The sequence below is a fragment of the Dokdonia sp. Asnod1-B02 genome (genome assembly GCF_045063955.1).
GTDB lineage: Bacteria > Bacteroidota > Bacteroidia > Flavobacteriales > Flavobacteriaceae > Dokdonia.
Window position 1 is genome coordinate 2581979 of record NZ_JBEFNW010000002.1, and the last position, 21126, is coordinate 2603104.

A 21126-nucleotide genomic window follows, 5' to 3' on the forward strand; every position below is an offset into this window, starting at 1 on the left:
AAAAATGAAGATATTTAGCCTATAAAACCAATAATCATGAGCACTTTCTTTATAAATCACGTTGCTATTTCTGTACAAGACGTAGCCGTCTCCATTGCTTTTTACCAAAAGGTATTTGGGGTTACCGAAATAGAAAATACCGCCTCTGTCTCCCCTACTCGCTGGCTCGCCCTAGGTGATGGCAAGCAACTGCACCTCATCCCAAGACCAGGCGAAACCGTAATCACAAACAAAGCAGTACACCTCGCACTAGCCACCGCAGACCTTGCTTCCTTTATCACACACCTTAAAAGTCTCAACATAGACTACGCCGACTGGCGAGGAACGCCCACAAAAGATTATGTGCGCAATGACGGGATACAGCAAGTGTACTTCCAGGATCCAGATGGTTACTGGATAGAAGTAAATGACGATGCATAGCATCTAGATTTATAGTGCTGAAACTAACTATTTTACATTTTTTTGCCCAAAATGAGGAAAGTCGTAAAGAAGTATGGGTTTGAGGTTGTAGATTAGCTTTTTAGAAAGTAAATGAGTGATTTTACTTTTTAAATATCAAGAATTAATAATATAGATCATCTGGCTGCTGGGTTTTGCTGGGGTTAGGTGGTTTGAATGGTGGCTTTTCATATAGAAATGGGGTCGCACGCAAGAAAAATAAGCAATGGGACTATCACCTTCAACACTATTCCACTTTACATCGAAAACTGGATTAAAAGGTATTTTGAGAGACAATTTTAAAATAAAATACTGTTTAGAAAATATTAATCACAATAAAAGAAATTTAGAAATAGCTATTCCGATGGTTTCTTTTTGTGATATAAAAATTTCTGAAATAACTGACCATATTGAAAAATATGGATCATACGGTATAGGCTTAAGTAAAGAATGGGCTCATGAAAAAGGTTTGAATCCATTACTATATCTCACCGCTAAATCTGATTTCTCCGATAGTTTGATTTCCTCAATAAGAGAATTTGCAAAACAAGATTCATTTGATGTTGAGAAGAGGTGGGATTTAACAAATATTTTAAGATATATGAAGGTGAATTAACCCGTAAAGGTAAAACTATACATAATTATCGCTTTGCAGATGAAAGAGAATGGCGGTACACTCCAAAAATGAGGGGCAATAAAAATTTTAAAGATTGGCTATTAGCTCAAAACTATGATACAACAGAGAAAAAGAAAGCAGAAAATGCAAAACTTGTTAATGAAAGACTTTATTTCAACGCTAATCAAATTTTATATATAATAGTGAAGGAAGAATCAGAAATAAATGAAATTATAAATCACATTAAGAGTGTAAAAGGAAAGAATTACACCATGGACGAAGTTGATAGATTAACTACAAGAATTTTATCTTGTGAGAGAATAATAAATGACTTCTAAAAAATTATCCTTTAACATAAAAAAATTGACTATGTCCGGATTCGCCAAAAATTTTTATGTATCTATCAGTACAGCTTAAATTTCAAATACTGCTTGAACTTTACCTGTAGAGTAACTTTTACGACTAATCTACTTTTTACTTACAAAACCGTTAAATACCATAAAAACTAAATAATGACAATACAAAATGCTAAAGATTTATTAAAAGAAAATTATATAAAGGCTGGACTAAAGTTAGATAATGAAACTTTAGATACATTATATTTTAGTAAGGAAGATGGTAGATTAAAGGTTAGTAAAAAAGATATTGAAAACTATAAAAACTATCTAAATCAAAATAAAAAATACAATACAAAAGCATCTGAGTGTAGCGTTTTAGATAAAGAATACAGAGAACAAATTATTAATGATTTAAGCTTTAAAAATAGATTTTTTAGGAGAAAAGATTTTGTTTTTGGGGATAGTGAAAATGATGAAACGTATTTAGAAATTAGCCCAGCAAGTGATGACTATCTAAACTTTTTTAGATTTCAAGAGCAATATCTTCAACTATGTCTTCCTAGGTTTAATTGGAGTGGTTCAGTAGGGGAAAATGGAGAAGATGATAAATATGAAGAGTTATATGACAATTTATATCGACCAAAGACTATTAAGGTACATAATATCAAGGCAAAAAATATTGAAGAATCAATAAATAAATCTACAGATCTTATAGACAGGTGCTTATTCTCAATTTCCTCATTAAAGGAAATACCAATGGAGTTAATTGAGAATTGGCCAATTCGAAATAAAGACGAAAAAACTAGTCGCAACTTCTTTTTTGAAGAACAACTAACAGGAAATACTTTGCCAATACCTAAGTTAAAGTTAAATTCTACTTTAATAAAATTTCATAAACAAGCTACAAGTACCGATATACCTTCACTAAAATATTTAGCATTTTATCAAGTGTTAGAATTTCACTTTTTAGTAGTAGCTGATGAACAATTATATTATAATCTTTCACGGCGTATTAATGACTTAAAATTTAATACAGAGTCGAGTAATCTTGATAAAATTATAAAGGACGTAACTACTCACAAAAGAGTAAATGATGAAACAGAGATGTTGAAGAACGTACTAAAAAAATATATTCAAGAAGATGAATTAATTAATTTTATTAAAGATTTTGAAACTCATATGGGTAAGAGTATTTATACTTCTAAAAGAGAAGTATTTGGAATTTCTATAGCTTCTACCGCATTAAATACCGGACACGTTTACGGTAACGTAGCGAAAACAATAAAAGCAATAAGAAATGCTTTAGTACATTCTTCTGACCGACACGAAAGAAATGATAGATACATACCTTATTCTAAACAAGGCACAAAACTGATAGAGGACGAAATGCCTTTGATAAAATATTTAGCAGACAAAGTGATAATTGCAAATGCATCTCAGAATTAAATACGGAAAGTAACGGTGAATATCGAAAGTAGCTCGAGTAGATTCAACACTAAGGCTTAGGCATTTTCAGGAAGTCGCCAAATTTTTAAATTTGACGATTTCCCAAAAACAAAATAGATGGTAAAATTTAAAAATGCAGCAAAAATTCAATGCCGACAGAGCTGATTACACTGATCGTGACATTCAAATGGAACTACTTTACACTAGCTGGCAAATAAGAATATCCTCAGAAAAAACTAGAGCTAATACCTCTACAATTGTCTGGGTTATCGCGATTGGGATCATACTAAGTGTTGTTATGGCAATTTTTTCAGTTATTTAATTACTCACAAACTCAAAACCAATTATTCTAAAAACTAATAATTTAAAATATGGAAATAAAAATAGGTGCAGACGAACTTATCTTGTGGTTGAGAAAGAATAAAAAGGCAGAAAATGTCACCACAAAACAACTAGGTTTAAAAATTCTTAATTCAATTGAAGACTTAGGTGGAAAATTAATTGAACACGATAAACCTTGTTCTTGGAATACAAAAGCTATTTCAGAAACAATTGATGAATTTAATTTACCAAAAACAGCAAGTCAATATATTTTAGACTCACGTAAATTAGATGATTTATACTGCAAATTATCTAGTTGGTAATTCTTAAATAATTTTTCCCAATGTAAACAAATGCTGAAAAGCAACTAATGGCAGCAAAGAACTGAATCTAAACAACCTTAAAAAACATGGAAAAACCTGAATCAGCTGCGCCTATTTATCGCTATACAGCGTCCAATAGAAATGATTTTGAGTTAGCAACTGGAGGAGATCATATAGATGATATATCGGATCATATAGAAAAACATATTGGAGAGATTCATATGGTGTTTCATGAGCTTATATCAGATCAAGTTCACATTGATGTACACTGGGTAAAGCCTAGAGAAGAAAGACCATTTCATACATTCGTTACTTCTGGCATGAGTGATAAGGCAATGAATACACCAGAGGATGTAATAGATTGCGATTACGCAGAAATAAGTATTTGTCTACCGGCATCCTGGAAAATCTCTGAAGAAGACTTTAAGGATGAAAACAACTACTGGCCTATTAGATGGTTAAAACAAATAGCTAGATTCCCTCACGAATACAACACTTGGGTTGGTTACGGGCACACCATTCCCAATGGCAACCCCGCCGAGCCTTTTGCTCCAAACACACAGCTTAACACCATGGTACTCTTACCTACAATCGTATTTAACGAGGATTTCCATTCTCTAAAGTTGGCAAACAAAACCATTGACTTTTATTCATTAATTCCTCTCTATAGCGAAGAAGTTAATGTAAAGATTAAAAAAGGCGTAGAAGCTCTTTTTGATGGCTTTGACAAGCACGCCGTAACAGATATATTAGAATTAAACAGGCCTAATACTGCCAAAAGAAAAAAGCTTTTTGGGTTATTTTAGGGAGGATAACTTTTAAATCAATGAACTTAAAAATATGACTTGTGTTTAACATGAAACGGTTTGGTCTTTTTATAAGTCAACCTCTATGTAAAGCACTCTTAATAACCATTAAAAACTAAATAAATGAAAAAATTATTACTTCTATTACTAATCACAATATCTGGAAACTCATATGCTCAATCTAGTCCACAAGATTTAATTGACACCTTTTTTGAAACATATGAAAAAGACGCTGGTAAAGCTGTAAAAGAATTATATGAGACAAACAAATGGACTGATAGAATAAAAGATGATATCGATAAAATTATTGGTACTGTGAATGGGTTTTCTGAAAGCTACATGGGTAAGTACTATGGATATGAAATCATAACTACAAAGAAATTTGCTGAGAGCTTTGAATTATATTCATACCTAGTAAAATACGATAGACAGCCCCTTAGGTTTATATTCAAATTTTACAAACCAAATGACAAATGGGTATTATATTCATACGCTCTTGATGATAACTTAGATAATGAAATTCAAGAAGCAGCAAAACTCTATTACTTAGAATTAGATAAAAACTAAACTCAATAGCACTAAATAATCATGCAAGTGTTATCTACACTTACCATAATTGCCGCTGTATTTTTTGTTTACAATTGGATCATGAATGATGATGGAATTGATTCTTCCTTCTCACTAATTACTATCGCAATAGTATTAGGGATTATATTTTTGGATAAAAAATACAAAAGCATAAAAGCAGAATTACAAACTAGAGCATAGTATTCGTATTGAAATTTGAGCATTTGGGTTGGGTTTAATCTGGAATGATAGTATTGTTTAAAGTGATGCTATTCTTAAAGGAGACCATTGTGTGAAATAATAAGAAATTGTAATTAATGTATTTAAAAGGGTATAGAATAAAAACATCAATCATTAATAATTCAATCACACTCCCAAAATGGTACTTTGGCGGTGACAAACCTTGGACGAATAATTCTTGGAATAATACAATAGCGTCTATTAGGAAATTTAGTGAAGCTGATTATCCTCTACATGTATTAGACTTGGACAATCCAGATTTATCAGAAACTCATTTAAAAAATAAATCAGCTTTTGAAGAATGGTTAAAAGAATCAATGAAATAAACATATGAAAAACAATATCCTAATCGTTATCCTCCTCCTAGTAGCAACTATAAATAAAAGCTACAGTCAAGAAACTGTTCATTTTGATAGAGTGTTTCACTATAGAACTGACGATCCAAAAAGCACTAACAAAAGAGAATACATAACTACAGATAGTATTATTGAAATAAAGGACTATAACAAGTACGGCCTCTTTAGAACAGGGAAATTTTACGGATTTACAAACCTCTATAACCTTGAGGAATTCATTTATTTTAATACAACAAATCAATATGATAGAAATCCCAAACTAAAAACAGAAAACAGAGAGGGAACCGTAACCTATTACAATAAAGATGGACATAAAATGTCTGAACAATTTCTTGTAGGAGAACAAACAAAGCAAATACAGCTCTGGAATAATCAAAAACCTTTTCTAACCAATGGCACTGGAACTTTTAAATGTGACTCCGAGAAGAAGAATGAAAAGATCGTTAGAATTTATAAAGATTCTTTAGAAATTGAGGGCTTCATTGTAAGAGAATCAAGAAATGATACTATTTATATCAAAACGGATACAAAGGCATACCCAAAATCAGGGCTACAGTCTTTTTACAAACAGATTGCTAAAAATTTTAAATACCCAAGTTTTGCCCAATTACTAGGAATAGACAAAAAAATCACCATCAGTTTTGTAGTAGATGAAAATGGAAAATTGACTGATTTTGAGCCTCTAAATAGTACTAGTTTAAATTTTGAAAAAAAAGCAATCCGCCGACTTGAAAAATTACCTAAGTGGAATCCAGCAACCCGGAATGGTAAGGGTGTCAAAACAAAATTTCAAATACCGCTTACTTTTAAGCATTGATAATGCATTGTGGTTACAATATATTAAGAGTGTAGACAAAAAACGAATTGAAAATGAATTGCTTCTTATTTGGTATATGAAGATGATATACGGAATACAACTATCCTCTGAATATGAACATATAGAGCAAGTAAAAAATTGAAGTGAAGGAATTAGAGTTGAGTTTAATCTGAAAAGTTAGTATTGTTTAAAGTGATGCTATTCTTATACTAATCCATCTACCAAACCATTAAAAAATTTGAAAACAACCATAACGCTCCTAGCAATAATTCTTCTTTTGGGTTGTAAAAACCAAGAGGGAAAGAGTGAAAAATTTACGCACACAAAGGCCGATTCTGTAAAAATTAAAAACACTGGTTTTGTAGATTATCCTATTGAAGGCGTAGGCTCAAATGCTCAACTAGTACACAAGGACTCTTTAGACTTAGATCTTTTTTGGAGAAAAACAGCTTTTTCAATGCTGGATACGATCAATATGAATCTCCCTAATTCAAAAATTAAAAACCTTCTGTTTAATAGTGACGATGGCAAAGGTATCTTGAACACAGGCGGTGTCTACTATGCACCTGATGGATTGTTTAAGATACTCGTTGTAGGCGGAGAATTGTGCGGTGCTTACTGTACCCCTTTTTGGAAATCAGAACTTGTTTTTTCAAATGGAAAAAGAATAGGTAATCTTGATTTTAGAAATATTGAACATATCTATTCAATGCCAGATGGGAACTATTTGATAGTAGATAAAAGTTTTGACAGACCTGCATCTTTTTATAGCGTAACAACTACATCTGCCACTTTGGCCTCGTTCAAAGAGGAAGAAATAAATTATCATACATTTAATTTCACACATCCCAAGTACAATGAAATAAAGAATAATACACCTAGTAAAAAATTATCATTTTCTCAAGAACACTTTATAGATGTAGAACAGTATTTAACGTACAATGAGGATACAAAAAAACTCACATACAGTTATGGAACAGATTTCTCATACTGTTGTCAGATTGATTCAGCCTACGTATTCAAAGGAGAGTTTGAATATGGAAATGGTGGTTTTACACTATTACATGAAAAGAAGGAATACATCGATGTAAAATAAAATGTAGTCTAGCACTATTTAAAACACCGTTTACTTTTAGGCATTAAAAAACAATACCTGCTCCACGTTTAATATTAAAAAAACATTGAAAAAACTTATCCTCTTACTGTCCATCGTTTGCCTTGCAGCTTGTAAAAGCCTTAACAATTTCCCAAAGGAAAAATACTATGCGTTTCAATATAACTTTAATAACGTATATGAGAATGACACTATATCTTTTCATTTAAAGAACCCTCTTATGTGTCCCATGAACGTCAGACTTGTTGAAGATCCTGCGAATCCTGACCTAGCAACTCTTTTCGGGCAGGTAACCCTAAGTAAACTGCAAGACACCATCATTAAGATTCATTATCCAGATGTACAATCTACTGTAACACCAAAATACAGCATTAAATATGGAGATTTACAGCGTAAAATCAATAAAAGCAGCATAGGATTACCATTTCCAAAAGGCAAACAATACAAAATCATACAGGGATTTAAAGCAAGGTTTTCTCATAACACAGTCTATAGTAGATATGCAATTGATTTTGATCTCAGCATAGGAGATACCATCGTAAGTGTAGATGATGGATATGTGGTAGGCTTGATTGAGGAATACAAAGATCATGGCACAAGCCAGCAATGGAGGGACAATGATAGAAGTAATTTCCTAACCGTTTACCATCCTGACAGCGGTTTGTACGCTCAATATGTACACTTAAATTATGATGGAGCCATAGTTGAGCTTGGTGATTATGTGGAGAAAGGGCAACCCATCGCGATTAGCGGAATGACGGGTTTTACCACCGTTGAGCATCTGCATTTTAACGTTAAAATTCCATCTGCAACTAATGGCCTCATATCTACCGAGTATACATTTGACAATGCAATAGATGCAAGTACATTAAAAAAAGGTGATGTAGTGAGAAATTACAATGAATAGAAAAATGTCTACCCATTTACTTAATACGGTTTGAGTAATTACGCTTTCGCGAAAGCGTGCCTGAAACAATTAATACCTTCATGAAACAAATTTTAGTACTCCTACTCTGCTTACATCTTACCAGTTCATTTAGTCAAATAGAGGAACATGAAAAAGAGGAGCATTTTATTAAAATCTGGGGCTTACTAAAATATTACCACCCAGATATAAGTAACGGCGCCCATAATATCAATGAAGAATTTATTAAAGAGTATCAAAAACTAGCGTCCATAGACACAAGGGAAGCTTTTGAAAAGGAAATGATTACTTGGATAGAAAGTTATGGGACCTCTAGTTTTGACATAAAAGAGGACTTTAAACAAGAGCTTTTTGCCAAAAATCAGAATTTCAAGTGGATTCTTGAGTCTGGATATAGTGTGCAGCTATCGCAACTACTAAGCGACTTAAAAAATAATGCCAACTATAAAAATCATTATGCTGACATCAAAAAACTAAGCAGTTCTATTGATTTAAGTAATGACGCTGCTCTAGCAGATTTTGATTACACTAATGATGCACATAGATTGCTCTTTCTTGCTTCGTTCTGGAATACGATGAATTACTGGAATGTGAATTTATACCTAGCCGATACACCGTGGGAACAAACTCTTAGCAAACTAATACCAGCTTTTAGCGCTGAAGGAAAGGAGAGTTTTGAAAAAGCTAAGGAGTATTTATTTAGTAAGCTCAACGATTCACATTCCAATTATCAATATAGCTACACGCTAGATTCATTAGACAAGTTCCCGAACTTTGGCGGGAGAATCATTAATGATTCCTTAGTGATTACATCTGTGTACAATACAAAGATATTTCAAGAGGACTCATTAACTAAAGGCGACGTAATTTATGCCGTGGAGGGCGTTAAGCTTGAAACCTATTATAACGCCAAGTTTTCTAAGGTAATAAGCGCTTCAAATAAGAATTATCTAAGACGCGCTATTGAAAAAACCTATTTACTAGCCTCGACTAAAGATTCGGTTCTTGTCAGTATTTTAAAAACAAATGGTCAGAACAAAGAGCAGTATATCCAACTAAGCCCTTTAGCATATCCCTACCAAAAGTATGAACGCTTAAAGCCTACTGAAAGCAAGGACTGGAAAGAAATAACTGATAAGATTGGATATATAAATCTAAATAAGATTGATAAAAACCAACTGAAAGAAGCTTTTCGCGATTTTGAGCATTTTAAAGGTGTCATCATAGATCTACGTAACTATCCGAGGAATATAAGTACTGCAGATATAGCAAAGTATCTGTATCCAGAGAGAACAACATTTTTAAAAACGTTAACCACTGTAAAACCTGCTTATGCCAACTATGGAGTAAATGCCGCGACAAGTTTTATCATGGATCCATTTAAAGCGGGAAAGAAAAACAAGAACTACTTTAAAGGAAAAGTGATTTTACTAGTAGACAGAACAACAGCAAGCATGGCAGAATGGATGGGAATGGCTATCCAAGCATCACCTAACTGCATTACCATAGGCGAGCAAACCTTTGGCGCCGTTATGAATAGAAATGAAGTACCACTCATAGACGGTACTAAAATTGACTTTACAGCAGTGGGTGCTTTCTATCCAAATGATGAAGGTGTGCAACGTAAAGGCTTACGACTAGATCATGACATAAAAGAGAGTGCGCTACACTATGATAGTGAACTATTTATTAAGAAAGCAATAGGATTAATTAGGGAGGAGTAAGAAATTTGAATGAAGTAATTTTAATAATTGAGCTTCCTATTCAAGATAAGATTGATATCAATAATTATGGAAAACGCATTCGACAGAAATAAGCTTTGTTATATATATGATGTTGAAGGTGCAGATGACGAGCAATTATCATGTCAAGAGATTCCTGACAATATTCATGATTATAAAAATCTACATATTTCGACTTTGGCAATGGATTTTCCAGCTACGATATCAAAAAAGCATAGAGCGGAACTAGAGAAGAATTGGATTCAAATACTTCCCACATTAGATAACATAACTACCTTGTCCATTAGACATAAAGTGAATCAAGAATATTTTGAGGCAATTTGCGAAATGAAAAATCTCAAAACACTCTTTTTTTGGTCATCTACTGTAGAGGACATACGTTGTATTTCGAATCTTAAAAATCTATCCTCTTTATCTCTCAATTCTTTTAGTAAACTCAAAGATGTAACGCCTCTAAAATCATTAAAAAAACTGAGAAGGCTGAGTGTTGAAAATTATTTTAGTATTGAAAATTATGATGTTATTGGTGATTTAACTTCATTGACGGGATTATGCATTGGAGGAAATTTTAGTGCACCAAAAAACTTGATCCTTGAAAGTTTAATACCGTTTAGTAATCTCAAATCTTTGAAACATCTTGACATGTCTACAGCTTCCATAAGAGACAAATCATATCATGTGATTTTAAAAATGGATAATTTAGAAAGACTAGATGCTCACTGGAGAATGCCAGATGATAAACGAACGGCTCTCAAGAAAAATCATCCAAATCTAAAAGCTGGCTTTTTTGTAGATTATGACTTCGTAAAAAATGAATTTTATGAAGGGAAAGAATGGTAAAAAGCCTTCACAATTAAATGCATGACTTAAGAATGAAGTCTAATTTAAAATAGCTAGTCAGAAAAAATTGTAGCGATAAAACTATGGGTATTTTCAATTTCTTTAAGAAAAAGAACAAAACAATAATTGTTCAAAATGAGATTCAAATCAAAGAACCGTTTGAAATTATCATGGAAATTGATGAGCACCTCAATAAAATCTCCAACTATGGCAGAGATTTATCCAAATTGAATTCTTCTCAACAACTTGTCTTAATAATTGGGAATCTAGTTCGAGAAATTAACAATGGTGGTTTCAACCAATTCTACTTTAACTCGAGTGGTGCATATGCTCAAATCACTTCTGATTATTTAAGAAAAATCAAAGCAATCAAGACTGCATGTTTAGTAAAAAAAGCCAATCTTGAATGGCCAGAAAACAAGGTGCCATTTGAGCAAAAAGAAAGGCAGGCAATATTATCTATTATAGAAAATAAAGCAGAACATATCTGGGAAGATTGCGACCAGCAATTTTACAAATGTGAAGATGACTTAGAACGTTTATTAGTCGATTTTGTAAATGATAACCGGGCAGATTTTGATACTCATCGATGATTAATTCTCATTATTCATTTAACTATCTGATTTTATTATACACACTTTCTACATTGAGAAGACATTATGAATTTCTGGAAAAAACTATTTAAAAGCAAAGAGAACAAACCCAAAGCTATGTCACATTTTGATACGTATCGCGAGGATCTAAATGATCTTGACTTAAAAACATTTACTGATTTAGAAAACCTTGTAAAGCCTTTAATAGAAAAGGCTACAAAACTAGAGATATTGCCAGCTTCTAGACCACCAGAAAACTCTCAAATGCTCTCACATTTTGGGGGACACCCATATTTTGAAAAGGGAGAATCATGGCCAAAAACTAACAAAGGAGATCATCTAGCCTTTATCTTCCAAATTTTCAACACTCCAGAATTGGAACTTCCAGAAAATATTGCATTAATTCAATTCTATTACGATTGGGAAGAGTTTCCTTGGGAAACATAAAGTGACGGATGGTTAGTCAAAATCTATAAAAAAGTGAACCAAGATAAACTAGAATTTATTGTGACACCCAGCACCTTAGAAACGTCTAGGTATTGCTTGATAAATTGTAGCGCTACAAATTCTCTCCCTGATTGGGAAGGTATAGATCTACACAGTCCAACGGCTTCTAAACTATCTTGTGTTCTTGACGAAAATGAGCCTTGGGATAGTTATGATCAAGTTGTTGAAAAGCTGATAGGAGAACAAGATTATTTGAGTCAGCTGGGAGGTTATCCAAAATGGGTACAAGGTGAAGAAACACCTACTGACGGCGATGGAAACCCAATGAAGCTTCTATTCCAGATAGACTCCGAAGATAATGCCGGATTGATGTGGGGAGATGTAGGGCTGATTTATGTTTTTTATGATGAATCTTCTGAAAAGATAGAGTTCACCTTGCAGTGCCACTAGACTTTGCACTAAATCCCAAAGTTGTTTGATGTCATTATATACATAATTGCAATTAACTCCCAACACCTATACATCTCAAAACTAAACACTTGTTACCACAAAAATTATAAGTACTAGTAAATTCATTGTATATTTAGAATCATATTTATTGATTAATTATTGTAATACATATTACAATCTAATATCCCTATACGATGAAGAAAATTACGTTTCTTTTGTTTCTATCGCTTCTGATGTCTATGATATCGATCAACACTCTTTACGCACAAAACGATGTACTCGCCGAACTTGAGCAAATAGCTATTGTAGATCAAAAGGTCATGATGCCTATGCGTGATGGCATACGCCTCGCTACAGATATTTATAGACCAAAGACGAGTGGTAAGGTTCCTATTATATTCTCGCGAACTCCTTATAATTTTAATTCTTGGGGAGATGGGAAACAAAGAACAAGAACAGCCGAAAGAGCGCTAGAAGCTGTAAAAAGAGGATATGCCTACGTAGTGCAAAACGAAAGAGGAAGATACTACTCTGAAGGTGAATGGGATATTCTAGGCGTACCGCTCACAGATGGATATGACGCATTTACATGGATGAAAAATCAATCCTGGTCTAATGGTAAAATAGGCACTTTAGGGTGCTCCTCTACTGCAGAGTGGCAGATGGCAGTTGCAGCTTTAGATCATCCTTCTCATGCAGCTATGGTGCCGCAAGGCTATGGAGCTGGCGTAGGAAGAATAGGTGATATTCAAGAACAAGGAAACTGGTATCGTGGTGGTGTTGAGCAAATGCTCTTTTTCTCCTGGTTGTATGGCGTAGAGCATGATAAATTTAAACCTCGTATTCCTGCAGGAGCGACACAAGAGGATTTAATAAGAATTTCACGATTTTATGATTTAGCACCAGAAAATCCGCCAGTTGATATGGCAGAGGCTTTGAAGCACTTGCCTATTCAAGATATTTTGAAAAACATCAACGGTAAGAACGAGATTTTTGACAAAATGATACGTCGTAAACCTAACGACAAGGCATGGTTTGAAGGAGGAATCTATCATGACAACAAAGATATTGGTGTCCCTAGTTTCTGGTTTGCCTCTTGGTATGATGTTTCTATCACTCCTAACCTAGCCTTATTTAACCACGTAAGAAATAATACTAAGGATGAGAGCATAAGGGATAATCAATATCTCGTAATCGCTCCTACCCTACACTGTGCATACACAAGAGCAACTGAAATTACTATTGTGGGTGAGCGCAGCGTAGGTGATGCAACACTCAATTATGAAGAGCAGATTTATGGTTGGTTTGATTTATGGCTCAAGGGCGAAAAGAATGACTTTAAGGAAAAAACACCTAGGGTTCAGTACTATACCATGGGTAGTAATAAGTGGCAAGCTGCCGAAACCTGGCCACCTAAAAAAGCAGAACCTACCACCTATTATTTAAATAGTAATGGAAATGCCAATAGCCGTTTTGGAGACGGAACGTTATCCACCAGCAAAGCTACTGCAGATAATGCAGACGGTTTTACCTATGATCCAATGCAACCGGTTCCTTCTTATGGTGGTAATGTATGTTGTACAGGTAACGCCGTTCAAGGTGGCGCTTTTGATCAACAACAAATGGAAACCAGAAACGATATCTTAGTGTATACCACAGATCCGTTAGAAGAAGGTGTAGAAGTGTCTGGTTTTATAAATAGCACCTTATACGTATCATCTGATGTGAAAGACACCGACTTTACTATCAAGCTGATTGATGTGTACCCTGACGGTACAGCTTACAACCTGGATGAAACGATACAGCGTGCAAGATACCGAGAAGGATATGACAAAGAGGTATTTATGAAGGAGGGCGAAGTTTACAAACTAGACCTCACACCGATGTCTACTAGTAATTATTTCAAAAAAGGACATCGCATTCGTGTAGAAATCTCAAGTAGTAACTTCCCACGTTTTGCTCGCAATCTAAATACTGGGGGAAATAATTATGATGAAAAAGAAGGTATTGTAGCGCATAATAGCGTGCATCATTCGGCGGTGCATGCTTCATCTATCGAACTCCCTATGATTAAAGATTAGATTACAACCATCATTGTAAGTTTTCAATGTATGAAAGCTTGTCTATTTACTAGCTGAGTCGTTTCATTGTTAAACCTTCATTAAAAAAGAATAATTCACAGTGCGAGTCTTTGCTATTGCAAATGACTCGCATACTTTTGTAATATCGTTTTATCTGCTCATACTTTCCTTGAATTTTTAAGTAAATTAATGGTTTACATTACTTGTAATTAGCCACATTTAAACTAATTGAAATAAGTACTATTTGAGAGTATTTACTGTTAGGAATAGCCGAAAAAAGCGTCTAAAAATCACCTTTAAAAAAATTAATATTCAAGGTGTCTTTATGTGATGAAGACACACTTTTAAAACTTATAAATGTTACACTACATCAAAGAAGTAATCGATAATATGCCCAACGACTGGATAGGTCTCACCACCCACCGATTGGATATTTATAATGAACAGCTTGCAAAATCTGAGTTTTTAGATGAATTTGAAGCTTTATACAACGAGAAAAATGCAACTACTACTGCTCTAGCAAATCTCCCTACAGCTTATGATTACATAAGGTTAGGCCACCCACTTTCTAGTATTCTAGAATGGAGCGTTGCGAGATTGCTGGACCTAGAATCAGATAGCGTTATTAGCTTTGACTCTATTACCGTTCCAGTACTTGCCGTACTGAGAAAAAATTTACTAGACGGTAAAAAAACACAAATCAACTACACAGGGCAACTTCCTGCTATTTTTGATGCAGAAGCCTTGAAAAACGTTTACGGATACCACTTCGAACTTAATCAAGTGGACAGCCCAGAAGATATTTCGGCTTTTGACGGGAGTACTGTTTATCTCTCGCAAGAGAACCAAATAAAAGCGGAACCTATTGCAAACAACGTTGATTTTCACGTAAGTGTATATGAAAATATAGGTAGTCTACTCGTTATAAATGGTGAGAAGAACGCACACTATGTTTCAGATATCCAACATGTGCGCAGAAGGGAGACTATCGCCATGACACCTTCAAATTCTTTAGTAGCATTAAAATCATTGGTAAACAATGCTCCTATAGATTACACGGCTGGTGATGTTGCAAAAGATAAAGCGCGTGTACACGAACTAATTAAAGAAGTAAATGGAACCGATACAGAGCCTCTAGTAGCTTCTAGCGGACTTTCTATACAATATGCTATCATGATGGGGTTAGTAGACGATGCTATCAATAAACACCCTGGAAAGGCGATTAAATTTATTGTTCCTCCTAACTGTTATGGAGGTACAAATGATCAGGCTAGACGTGTTGCTGCTTGCCTTGATAATGTAGAAGTTGTAGATCTACCGGTAGATGGTGATAATGATATGGTGCAAAGCGTTGACACTGTGCTTACCAAAATAGCCGCAGAGGACGCAGTACCCTATATTATTGCAGAAATACCAACGAACCCAAGAGTAGAAGTTCCAGATCTTTTACAACTAAAAGAGGCGCTTAGTAAAAAGCGCACTACGCCTACTGGAGCAACGGCAATAGACCCTGTTTTTATTCTTGACCAAACATTTTGCCCTAATGTTCATTTCTTAGGAGAAGATAAAATACTATCTACGGTACGCACCATTTCTTATGCCAGCGGATCAAAATTTCCAAGTGGTGGTAAATGTACTGCAGGCTATTGTGTAGTAAATAATAAAGCAGAAGACCTTATTAAGAGCATTTCTTTTCACCTTGAGCTTTGTGATAACGAGGCTACAGATTTACAATATGAGATACTAGCCGCACAGTTACCTTCTATGAACGAGCGTATTGCAGCAGCTTATATAAACACGCGTGAGTTTGTGACCTTTATAGAAAAAGAACTTCCCGGTGCTAAAATTAATTTTGTCTCAGAAGAGCTAGCAGCACAAGGATTTACTCCTTCAGTATTTTCTCTAGATTTACCAACTAAAGGAGCTAATGATGTAGAAAGAGAGCAATACAAAAGAGCTCTCAATCTTAAGCTCATTAATTTAATGATTACAGAGATTCCTAATGAAAGTAAATTTTGTGTGAGCTACGGCCAGCTTAAAGGCTGTTACTGGACTATTCCTGCTACCTCCACACAAGGAACTACAAAGGAAGGTGATAAAGACTATATCGTGAGAGCTTCTCTCTCACCAGATTTAGATCTGGATTTACATAAAAAGGTATTTCTAGATTTTGTAAAATCTATATAATATAAAAAGGGAGATGCTAAGCATCTCCCTTTTATTTTTGTGGTAATAATTAATAGTTACGCTTTCGCGAAAATGTACTTTGCTTTACAATCCTTTAATGACTGAAAGTGCTTTAGGAATATGCTTTGCAGCCATCATACTGTTGAAACGCATCTTTATAATTCCGCTCGCGTCTACTACGAAAGTTTCTCTACCAGGTAGTATTCCCAAAAGTTCATTCTTAACACCATATTTTTTACGCACCTTATTACTTGCATCTGAAAGTGTGTCAAATGGCAAATTATGCTTTGCTCTAAAACGTTTGTGGCTTTCTACAGTATCTGCGCTTATACCAAATACTTTTGCTCCTGCATCTGTAAAATCTTGGTATTGATCTCTAAAACTGCAAGCCTGAGCTGTACATCCAGGTGTGAAGTTTTTAGGGTAGAAATAAATTACCACAGGCACTTTCCCTATCAATTCATCTACTAATACTGCTACGTTATCCTGATTATTAAGTGTAAAACCAGGTGCTTTATCTCCTATTTTTAATGCCATAACTACTCGCCTTTATAGGTTACAAAGTTACGAGGCGTCTCATATAAGGTGATCTCTAGATCAAATTTAGGATCTAAAACCGCTTTAATCTTTTTATGAATAACAACAGCAATATTTTCTGCAGTAGGATTAAGCGTTTTAAACTCAGGAACCTCAAGATTAAGGTTTTTGTGGTCTAAATAATCCTCTACCTCTGCCTTTATAATATCTTTTAAAATCTTAAGGTCAATGAGAAATCCTGTTTCTGGATCAATTTCTCCACTTACACTAACCGTAAGGTCATAATTATGACCATGAAAATTAGGGTTACTACACTTCCCAAAGATTTGCATATTCTTTGCATCATCCCAGTCTGCTCTATAAAGTCTGTGAGCAGCATTAAAATGCGCTTTTCTATGTGCAGTTATTCTCATCTTTTAATGTGGGTATAAAATTTATCAAAAATGATTTTAAACCACTCTGTATATAGTTCTGGATGATTTGCGATATCAGTTTTCACATTTTCTAGATCCATCCATTTCCAAGCCGCAACTTCGTCTTCATTGATAGCCGGAGATTGTTCAGAATGACCTATTAGAATATGATCAAGCTCATGTTCTGTAAGACCATTATCAAAAGGAGCTTTGTAAATAAATGAAATCGTCTCTTCTAAAGGTACCGAGAAACCCATTTCTTCTTGTAGACGTCGCATACCAGCTTCTATATTACTTTCACCTTCACGCTGGTGACTGCAGCAAGTATTAGTCCAGAGTCCTGGACTATGGTATTTGTGTAATGCTCGTTGCTGTAACATAAGTTCATTCTTACTGTTAAAAACAAACACTGAAAAAGCTCTGTGTAACACAGCTTTTTCATGAGCTTCCATTTTGGGCATAAGCCCTATTTGATTGTCATTTTCATCCACAAGGATGACTAATTCTTCTTTCATAAGCTTTGTAAAAATACAAATAACTCATAAAAAAAGCGCCTCAATTGAGGCGCTCTTATTATTAATATATGAGATTCTAGTACTAATTGCTTACCACTATAAATTCACTACGTCTATTTAATTGATGTTGCTCCTTACTACAACGTACACCATTACCACAGTCGTTAACAAGCTGTGTCTCTCCATATCCCTTTCCGGTTAGTCTTGATGCACTTATTCCTTTTGAAATAAGCCAGTCTCTAGTAGAAACATTTCTGTTTTGTGATAAATTAAGGTTATACGCATCTCTACCTCTACTATCTGTGTGAGATCTTACGTCTATGCGCACAGAAGGGTAAGTTTCCATATATACTAATACCTTAGCAAGCTCTACTTCTGCATCAGGGCGTATATCATACTTATCAAAATTGAAGTATATAGGATTAAGATCTAATATTTTTGCAATATCATCTCCAGGAACCACTGGTTTTAATGTTTTTTCAAGTTGTAATATCTCTTCAATTTCAGAGGAAACATTAGGGGTAGTTACCATTTTCTCCGAAGTATTGTATCCTTCCTTCTCTGCTCTGATGAGGAAAATCTTATCACAATCAGGAATAAAAGCAAAAGCTGCAGACGCTCCAGTAACAACAGATTTAAACAAATTATTATTGGTGTCATACAAACTTACTGTAGCACCCTCAAGATAAGCTCCTGTATTTTTATCTGTAACAATACCTGATAATAAAATATCACAAGGTGCAGAAGGTTTCTTTATTTGCTTAAGCATATAAATATCATCATCTATTCCTCTGTTACCACGATTAGATGATAAAAACCCTGTATTAGACTCACTATTTATTACAAAGGCAAAATCATCCTTTGAGGTATTTGCAGGCTCTCCTAAGTTAAGTATTTCTGCAGTTTCTCCATTTTTACCCAATGCAGTAACAAATAAATCTAAACCTCCCAATCCAGGGTGACCGTCTGATGCAAAGTAAATATCATTTTCCGAACTTATAAAAGGAAATGACTCTCTACCTTCCGTGTTAATATCGCTACCTAAATTTACAGGCGTTCCATAAGTCTCATCATCATTTATAGATACATACCATAAATCAGAAAGTCCAAAAGTTCCGGGCATATCTGATGAAAAATATAAACGTTTACCGTCCACGCTTAAAGCTGGATGAGCCACTGTGTATTCATCACTATTGAATGGAAGCTCTTGAGAATCTGTCCATTTACCATTTACTAATGATGCTTTGTAAAGTTTAAGTTTATTTGTTCCATCGTTATCTTCTCTATACTTCCCGTTATTATAATTATTACGAGTAAAGTACACAGTTTTGCCATCTTCTGTAAATACAGGAGTACTCTCATGGTACTGTGTATTTAAATAGGCACTAAACTTTTCAACATATCTATTACCAGCATCTTGATCAACTTTATTCAAACTCACTTGGTATAAGTTCAAAAATGGTTGTCCATTCCACTTATGTATACGCTTTGTAAAAGATCCTGTATCTCTGTTTGAAGCAAAAATAAGTTTGTCCTTATATAGCATAGGACCAAAATCTGAATAACCAGAATTAATCTTTGTTTTTGAAACTTCGTAAGAACCTTTTTGGTAATCTATTTCCCTTAAGTAATCTGGAGTTTCCTTGAATAAAACTGCTCTTTTATCATCTTCCTTGATGTCAAAGAATCTAGACATCATTCTGTCTGATAATGCATAATCTTTTGTTGCTCTTAAAGAAAGTGCATATCTAAAGTAAGCTTCTGCTTCTGCTGCTTCAGGGAATTGCTCTATCAGCTTACCGAAGTAAATAGAAGCCTTGTCATAACGTGCATTTAGATAATAAGAATCTCCTAACCTTTTGAACAAATCTGCAGACTCATATCCTTTATCTGCTACTTTTTGGTAGATTACTTGTGCATCTACAAAATCATATTGATTGAAATTCTTTGTACCTCTCTCTATTTTTCCTTCTTGTGCGTTTCCTACAATTGTAGTCAACAAAAGGAGTGCAATAGTAATATATTTCATAGTAGACTTTTATTAAAAGAATCTCGGGGTTAACATTCTGTCATACTCATTGAAAAGTTCAAAACGTAAGAACACTTCAAAACTTCCATCATTATAAACTGTATTTCCTAAATCAGTGCTTTCTCTATCGTAAGCAAGACCTATAAGCATACTATCTGAAACTTGGAAACCAACTAGACCACTCAAGGCTGCACTCCATCTATATGCTGCTCCCAAGTGCAGTTTTTCCATTACTAGAAAATTTGCGGTAAGGTCAACTTGCAACGGTGCTCCAGATACAAGCTTCACTAAAGTACTAGGCTTAAATTTAAGCTGATCACTAATATCAAAAGTATATCCCATGATACCATAGTAATTAATACGTTCTTCGGCTATAAAACTAGCCGAGTTGCTATTATTACTTTCGTCAAAATGCTCTGTTTGAATAAGGTTAGGCGCACTTAATCCAGCATAGAATCTGTCAGTATGATAATAAAGTCCTGCTCCAATAACCGGTGAAATTTTATTATCTATATTTTGAGAAAAGCGAGGATCAGAAACATCAAAGAGCGTAAGCTTTGAGAAATCAACATCAAGGACGTGTCCTCCTGCTTTTAATCCAAAACTAAGTTTACCACTATTTGAGGTATTAATCGTATAACTAAAATCTGCACCTATATACGTTTCTTGTGCAGGTCCTAATGCGTCGTTAACAATTGATAAACCAAGTCCAACTTTACCTTCACCTATAGGAGAATGTATACTTAAACTTTGTGTGCGAGGCGCTCCTTCAAGCCCTACCCATTGACTTCTATGTAATCCCACGATGCTAGTAACACCTCTGTTACCTGCATATGCCGGATTTATAGCTACAGTATTATACATGTATTGTGTATACTGTGGGTCTTGCTGCGCACTTACTTCTGTAAGACTCAAACCCGTAATAACTAATAGGACTATAAGATGTAGTTGTTTCATTCTAACTTTATTTGTTGCACTTGTAATA

Annotated in this window: 23 protein-coding genes; 18 read left to right on the top strand and 5 right to left on the bottom strand. The window is 34.4% G+C overall.

Annotation, left to right across the window (positions count from 1 at the left end):
- Positions 1 to 36: 36 nt before the first annotated feature.
- From ACJJVU_RS11700 to ACJJVU_RS11785, 18 genes are all read left to right on the top strand, one after another.
- Positions 37 to 420: a VOC family protein gene (locus tag ACJJVU_RS11700; RefSeq protein WP_405225604.1), complete on the top strand. Its 384-nt coding sequence runs from the start codon at positions 37 to 39 to the stop codon at positions 418 to 420.
- A gap of 244 nt (positions 421 to 664) precedes the next feature.
- The gene (locus ACJJVU_RS11705; protein WP_405225607.1) at positions 665 to 1054 is read left to right on the top strand and encodes an abortive infection system antitoxin AbiGi family protein; all 390 of its coding nucleotides are present in this window, start codon (positions 665 to 667) and stop codon (positions 1052 to 1054) included.
- Positions 1012 to 1392, top strand: coding sequence for an abortive infection system antitoxin AbiGi family protein (locus ACJJVU_RS11710; RefSeq protein WP_405225610.1), 381 nt, complete (start codon positions 1012 to 1014; stop codon positions 1390 to 1392). The genes ACJJVU_RS11705 and ACJJVU_RS11710 overlap by 43 nt, the downstream gene beginning before the upstream one ends.
- 174 nt (positions 1393 to 1566) lie before the next feature.
- The gene (locus ACJJVU_RS11715; RefSeq protein ID WP_405225613.1) at positions 1567 to 2838 is read left to right on the top strand and encodes a hypothetical protein; all 1272 of its coding nucleotides are present in this window, start codon (positions 1567 to 1569) and stop codon (positions 2836 to 2838) included.
- Positions 2839 to 3209: 371 nt separating this feature from the next.
- Entirely contained in the window at positions 3210 to 3482 is a 273-nt protein-coding gene (locus tag ACJJVU_RS11720; protein ID WP_405225616.1) for a hypothetical protein, read from the top strand.
- 86 nt (positions 3483 to 3568) lie between these two features.
- A complete protein-coding gene (locus ACJJVU_RS11725) occupies positions 3569 to 4288 on the top strand; it encodes a suppressor of fused domain protein (protein ID WP_405225619.1) in 720 nt (239 codons plus the stop codon).
- Positions 4289 to 4411: 123 nt separating this feature from the next.
- On the top strand, positions 4412 to 4855 hold the full coding sequence (locus ACJJVU_RS11730; RefSeq protein WP_013749594.1) for a hypothetical protein: 444 nt from the start codon (positions 4412 to 4414) through the stop codon (positions 4853 to 4855).
- 317 nt (positions 4856 to 5172) lie between these two features.
- Complete coding sequence (locus ACJJVU_RS11735) at positions 5173 to 5421, top strand: hypothetical protein (protein ID WP_405225623.1); 249 nt, start codon at positions 5173 to 5175, stop codon at positions 5419 to 5421.
- A gap of 4 nt (positions 5422 to 5425) precedes the next feature.
- Positions 5426 to 6268, top strand: a complete 843-nt coding sequence (locus tag ACJJVU_RS11740; RefSeq protein ID WP_405225626.1) for an energy transducer TonB — start codon at positions 5426 to 5428, stop codon at positions 6266 to 6268.
- Between the two features lie 238 nt (positions 6269 to 6506).
- Complete coding sequence (locus ACJJVU_RS11745; protein WP_405225629.1) at positions 6507 to 7364, top strand: hypothetical protein; 858 nt, start codon at positions 6507 to 6509, stop codon at positions 7362 to 7364.
- 247 nt (positions 7365 to 7611) lie between these two features.
- The gene (locus ACJJVU_RS11750; RefSeq protein WP_405225632.1) at positions 7612 to 8289 is read left to right on the top strand and encodes a M23 family metallopeptidase; all 678 of its coding nucleotides are present in this window, start codon (positions 7612 to 7614) and stop codon (positions 8287 to 8289) included.
- 80 nt (positions 8290 to 8369) lie between these two features.
- Positions 8370 to 10031, top strand: coding sequence for a S41 family peptidase (locus ACJJVU_RS11755; RefSeq protein ID WP_405225635.1), 1662 nt, complete (start codon positions 8370 to 8372; stop codon positions 10029 to 10031).
- Positions 10032 to 10097: 66 nt separating this feature from the next.
- The gene (locus ACJJVU_RS11760; protein WP_405225638.1) at positions 10098 to 10889 is read left to right on the top strand and encodes a hypothetical protein; all 792 of its coding nucleotides are present in this window, start codon (positions 10098 to 10100) and stop codon (positions 10887 to 10889) included.
- A gap of 83 nt (positions 10890 to 10972) precedes the next feature.
- On the top strand, positions 10973 to 11482 hold the full coding sequence (locus ACJJVU_RS11765; RefSeq protein WP_405225641.1) for a DMP19 family protein: 510 nt from the start codon (positions 10973 to 10975) through the stop codon (positions 11480 to 11482).
- A 117-nt stretch (positions 11483 to 11599) separates the two neighbouring features.
- Positions 11600 to 11929 (top strand): DUF1963 domain-containing protein, encoded by a 330-nt coding sequence (locus ACJJVU_RS11770; protein WP_405225644.1) that lies wholly within the window; start codon positions 11600 to 11602, stop codon positions 11927 to 11929.
- Positions 11930 to 11962: 33 nt separating this feature from the next.
- Complete coding sequence (locus ACJJVU_RS11775) at positions 11963 to 12379, top strand: DUF1963 domain-containing protein (protein WP_405225647.1); 417 nt, start codon at positions 11963 to 11965, stop codon at positions 12377 to 12379.
- 239 nt (positions 12380 to 12618) lie between these two features.
- Positions 12619 to 14460 carry a CocE/NonD family hydrolase gene (locus ACJJVU_RS11780; protein ID WP_405225650.1) on the top strand — a complete coding sequence of 614 codons (1842 nt, stop codon included), beginning with the start codon at positions 12619 to 12621 and terminating at the stop codon, positions 14458 to 14460.
- Positions 14461 to 14817: 357 nt separating this feature from the next.
- Positions 14818 to 16647 (top strand): cystathionine beta-synthase, encoded by a 1830-nt coding sequence (locus tag ACJJVU_RS11785; RefSeq protein ID WP_405225653.1) that lies wholly within the window; start codon positions 14818 to 14820, stop codon positions 16645 to 16647.
- An 84-nt stretch (positions 16648 to 16731) separates the two neighbouring features.
- Here the strand turns inward: ACJJVU_RS11785 and ACJJVU_RS11790 are convergent, their stop codons facing one another.
- The 5 genes from ACJJVU_RS11790 to ACJJVU_RS11810 form a co-directional block, all read right to left on the bottom strand.
- The gene (locus ACJJVU_RS11790; protein ID WP_405225656.1) at positions 16732 to 17184 is read right to left on the bottom strand and encodes a peroxiredoxin; all 453 of its coding nucleotides are present in this window, start codon (positions 17182 to 17184) and stop codon (positions 16732 to 16734) included.
- Between the two features lie 2 nt (positions 17185 to 17186).
- The gene (locus ACJJVU_RS11795; RefSeq protein WP_013749607.1) at positions 17187 to 17597 is read right to left on the bottom strand and encodes a 6-carboxytetrahydropterin synthase; all 411 of its coding nucleotides are present in this window, start codon (positions 17595 to 17597) and stop codon (positions 17187 to 17189) included.
- Positions 17594 to 18112: an isopentenyl-diphosphate Delta-isomerase gene (gene idi / locus ACJJVU_RS11800; RefSeq protein WP_013749608.1), complete on the bottom strand. Its 519-nt coding sequence runs from the start codon at positions 18110 to 18112 to the stop codon at positions 17594 to 17596. The genes ACJJVU_RS11795 and idi overlap by 4 nt, the downstream gene beginning before the upstream one ends.
- A gap of 82 nt (positions 18113 to 18194) precedes the next feature.
- Positions 18195 to 20141, bottom strand: a complete 1947-nt coding sequence (locus ACJJVU_RS11805) for an OmpA family protein (RefSeq protein ID WP_405225661.1) — start codon at positions 20139 to 20141, stop codon at positions 18195 to 18197.
- A gap of 12 nt (positions 20142 to 20153) precedes the next feature.
- A complete protein-coding gene (locus ACJJVU_RS11810) occupies positions 20154 to 21098 on the bottom strand; it encodes a type IX secretion system membrane protein PorP/SprF (protein WP_405225663.1) in 945 nt (314 codons plus the stop codon).
- Positions 21099 to 21126 lie beyond the last annotated feature (28 nt).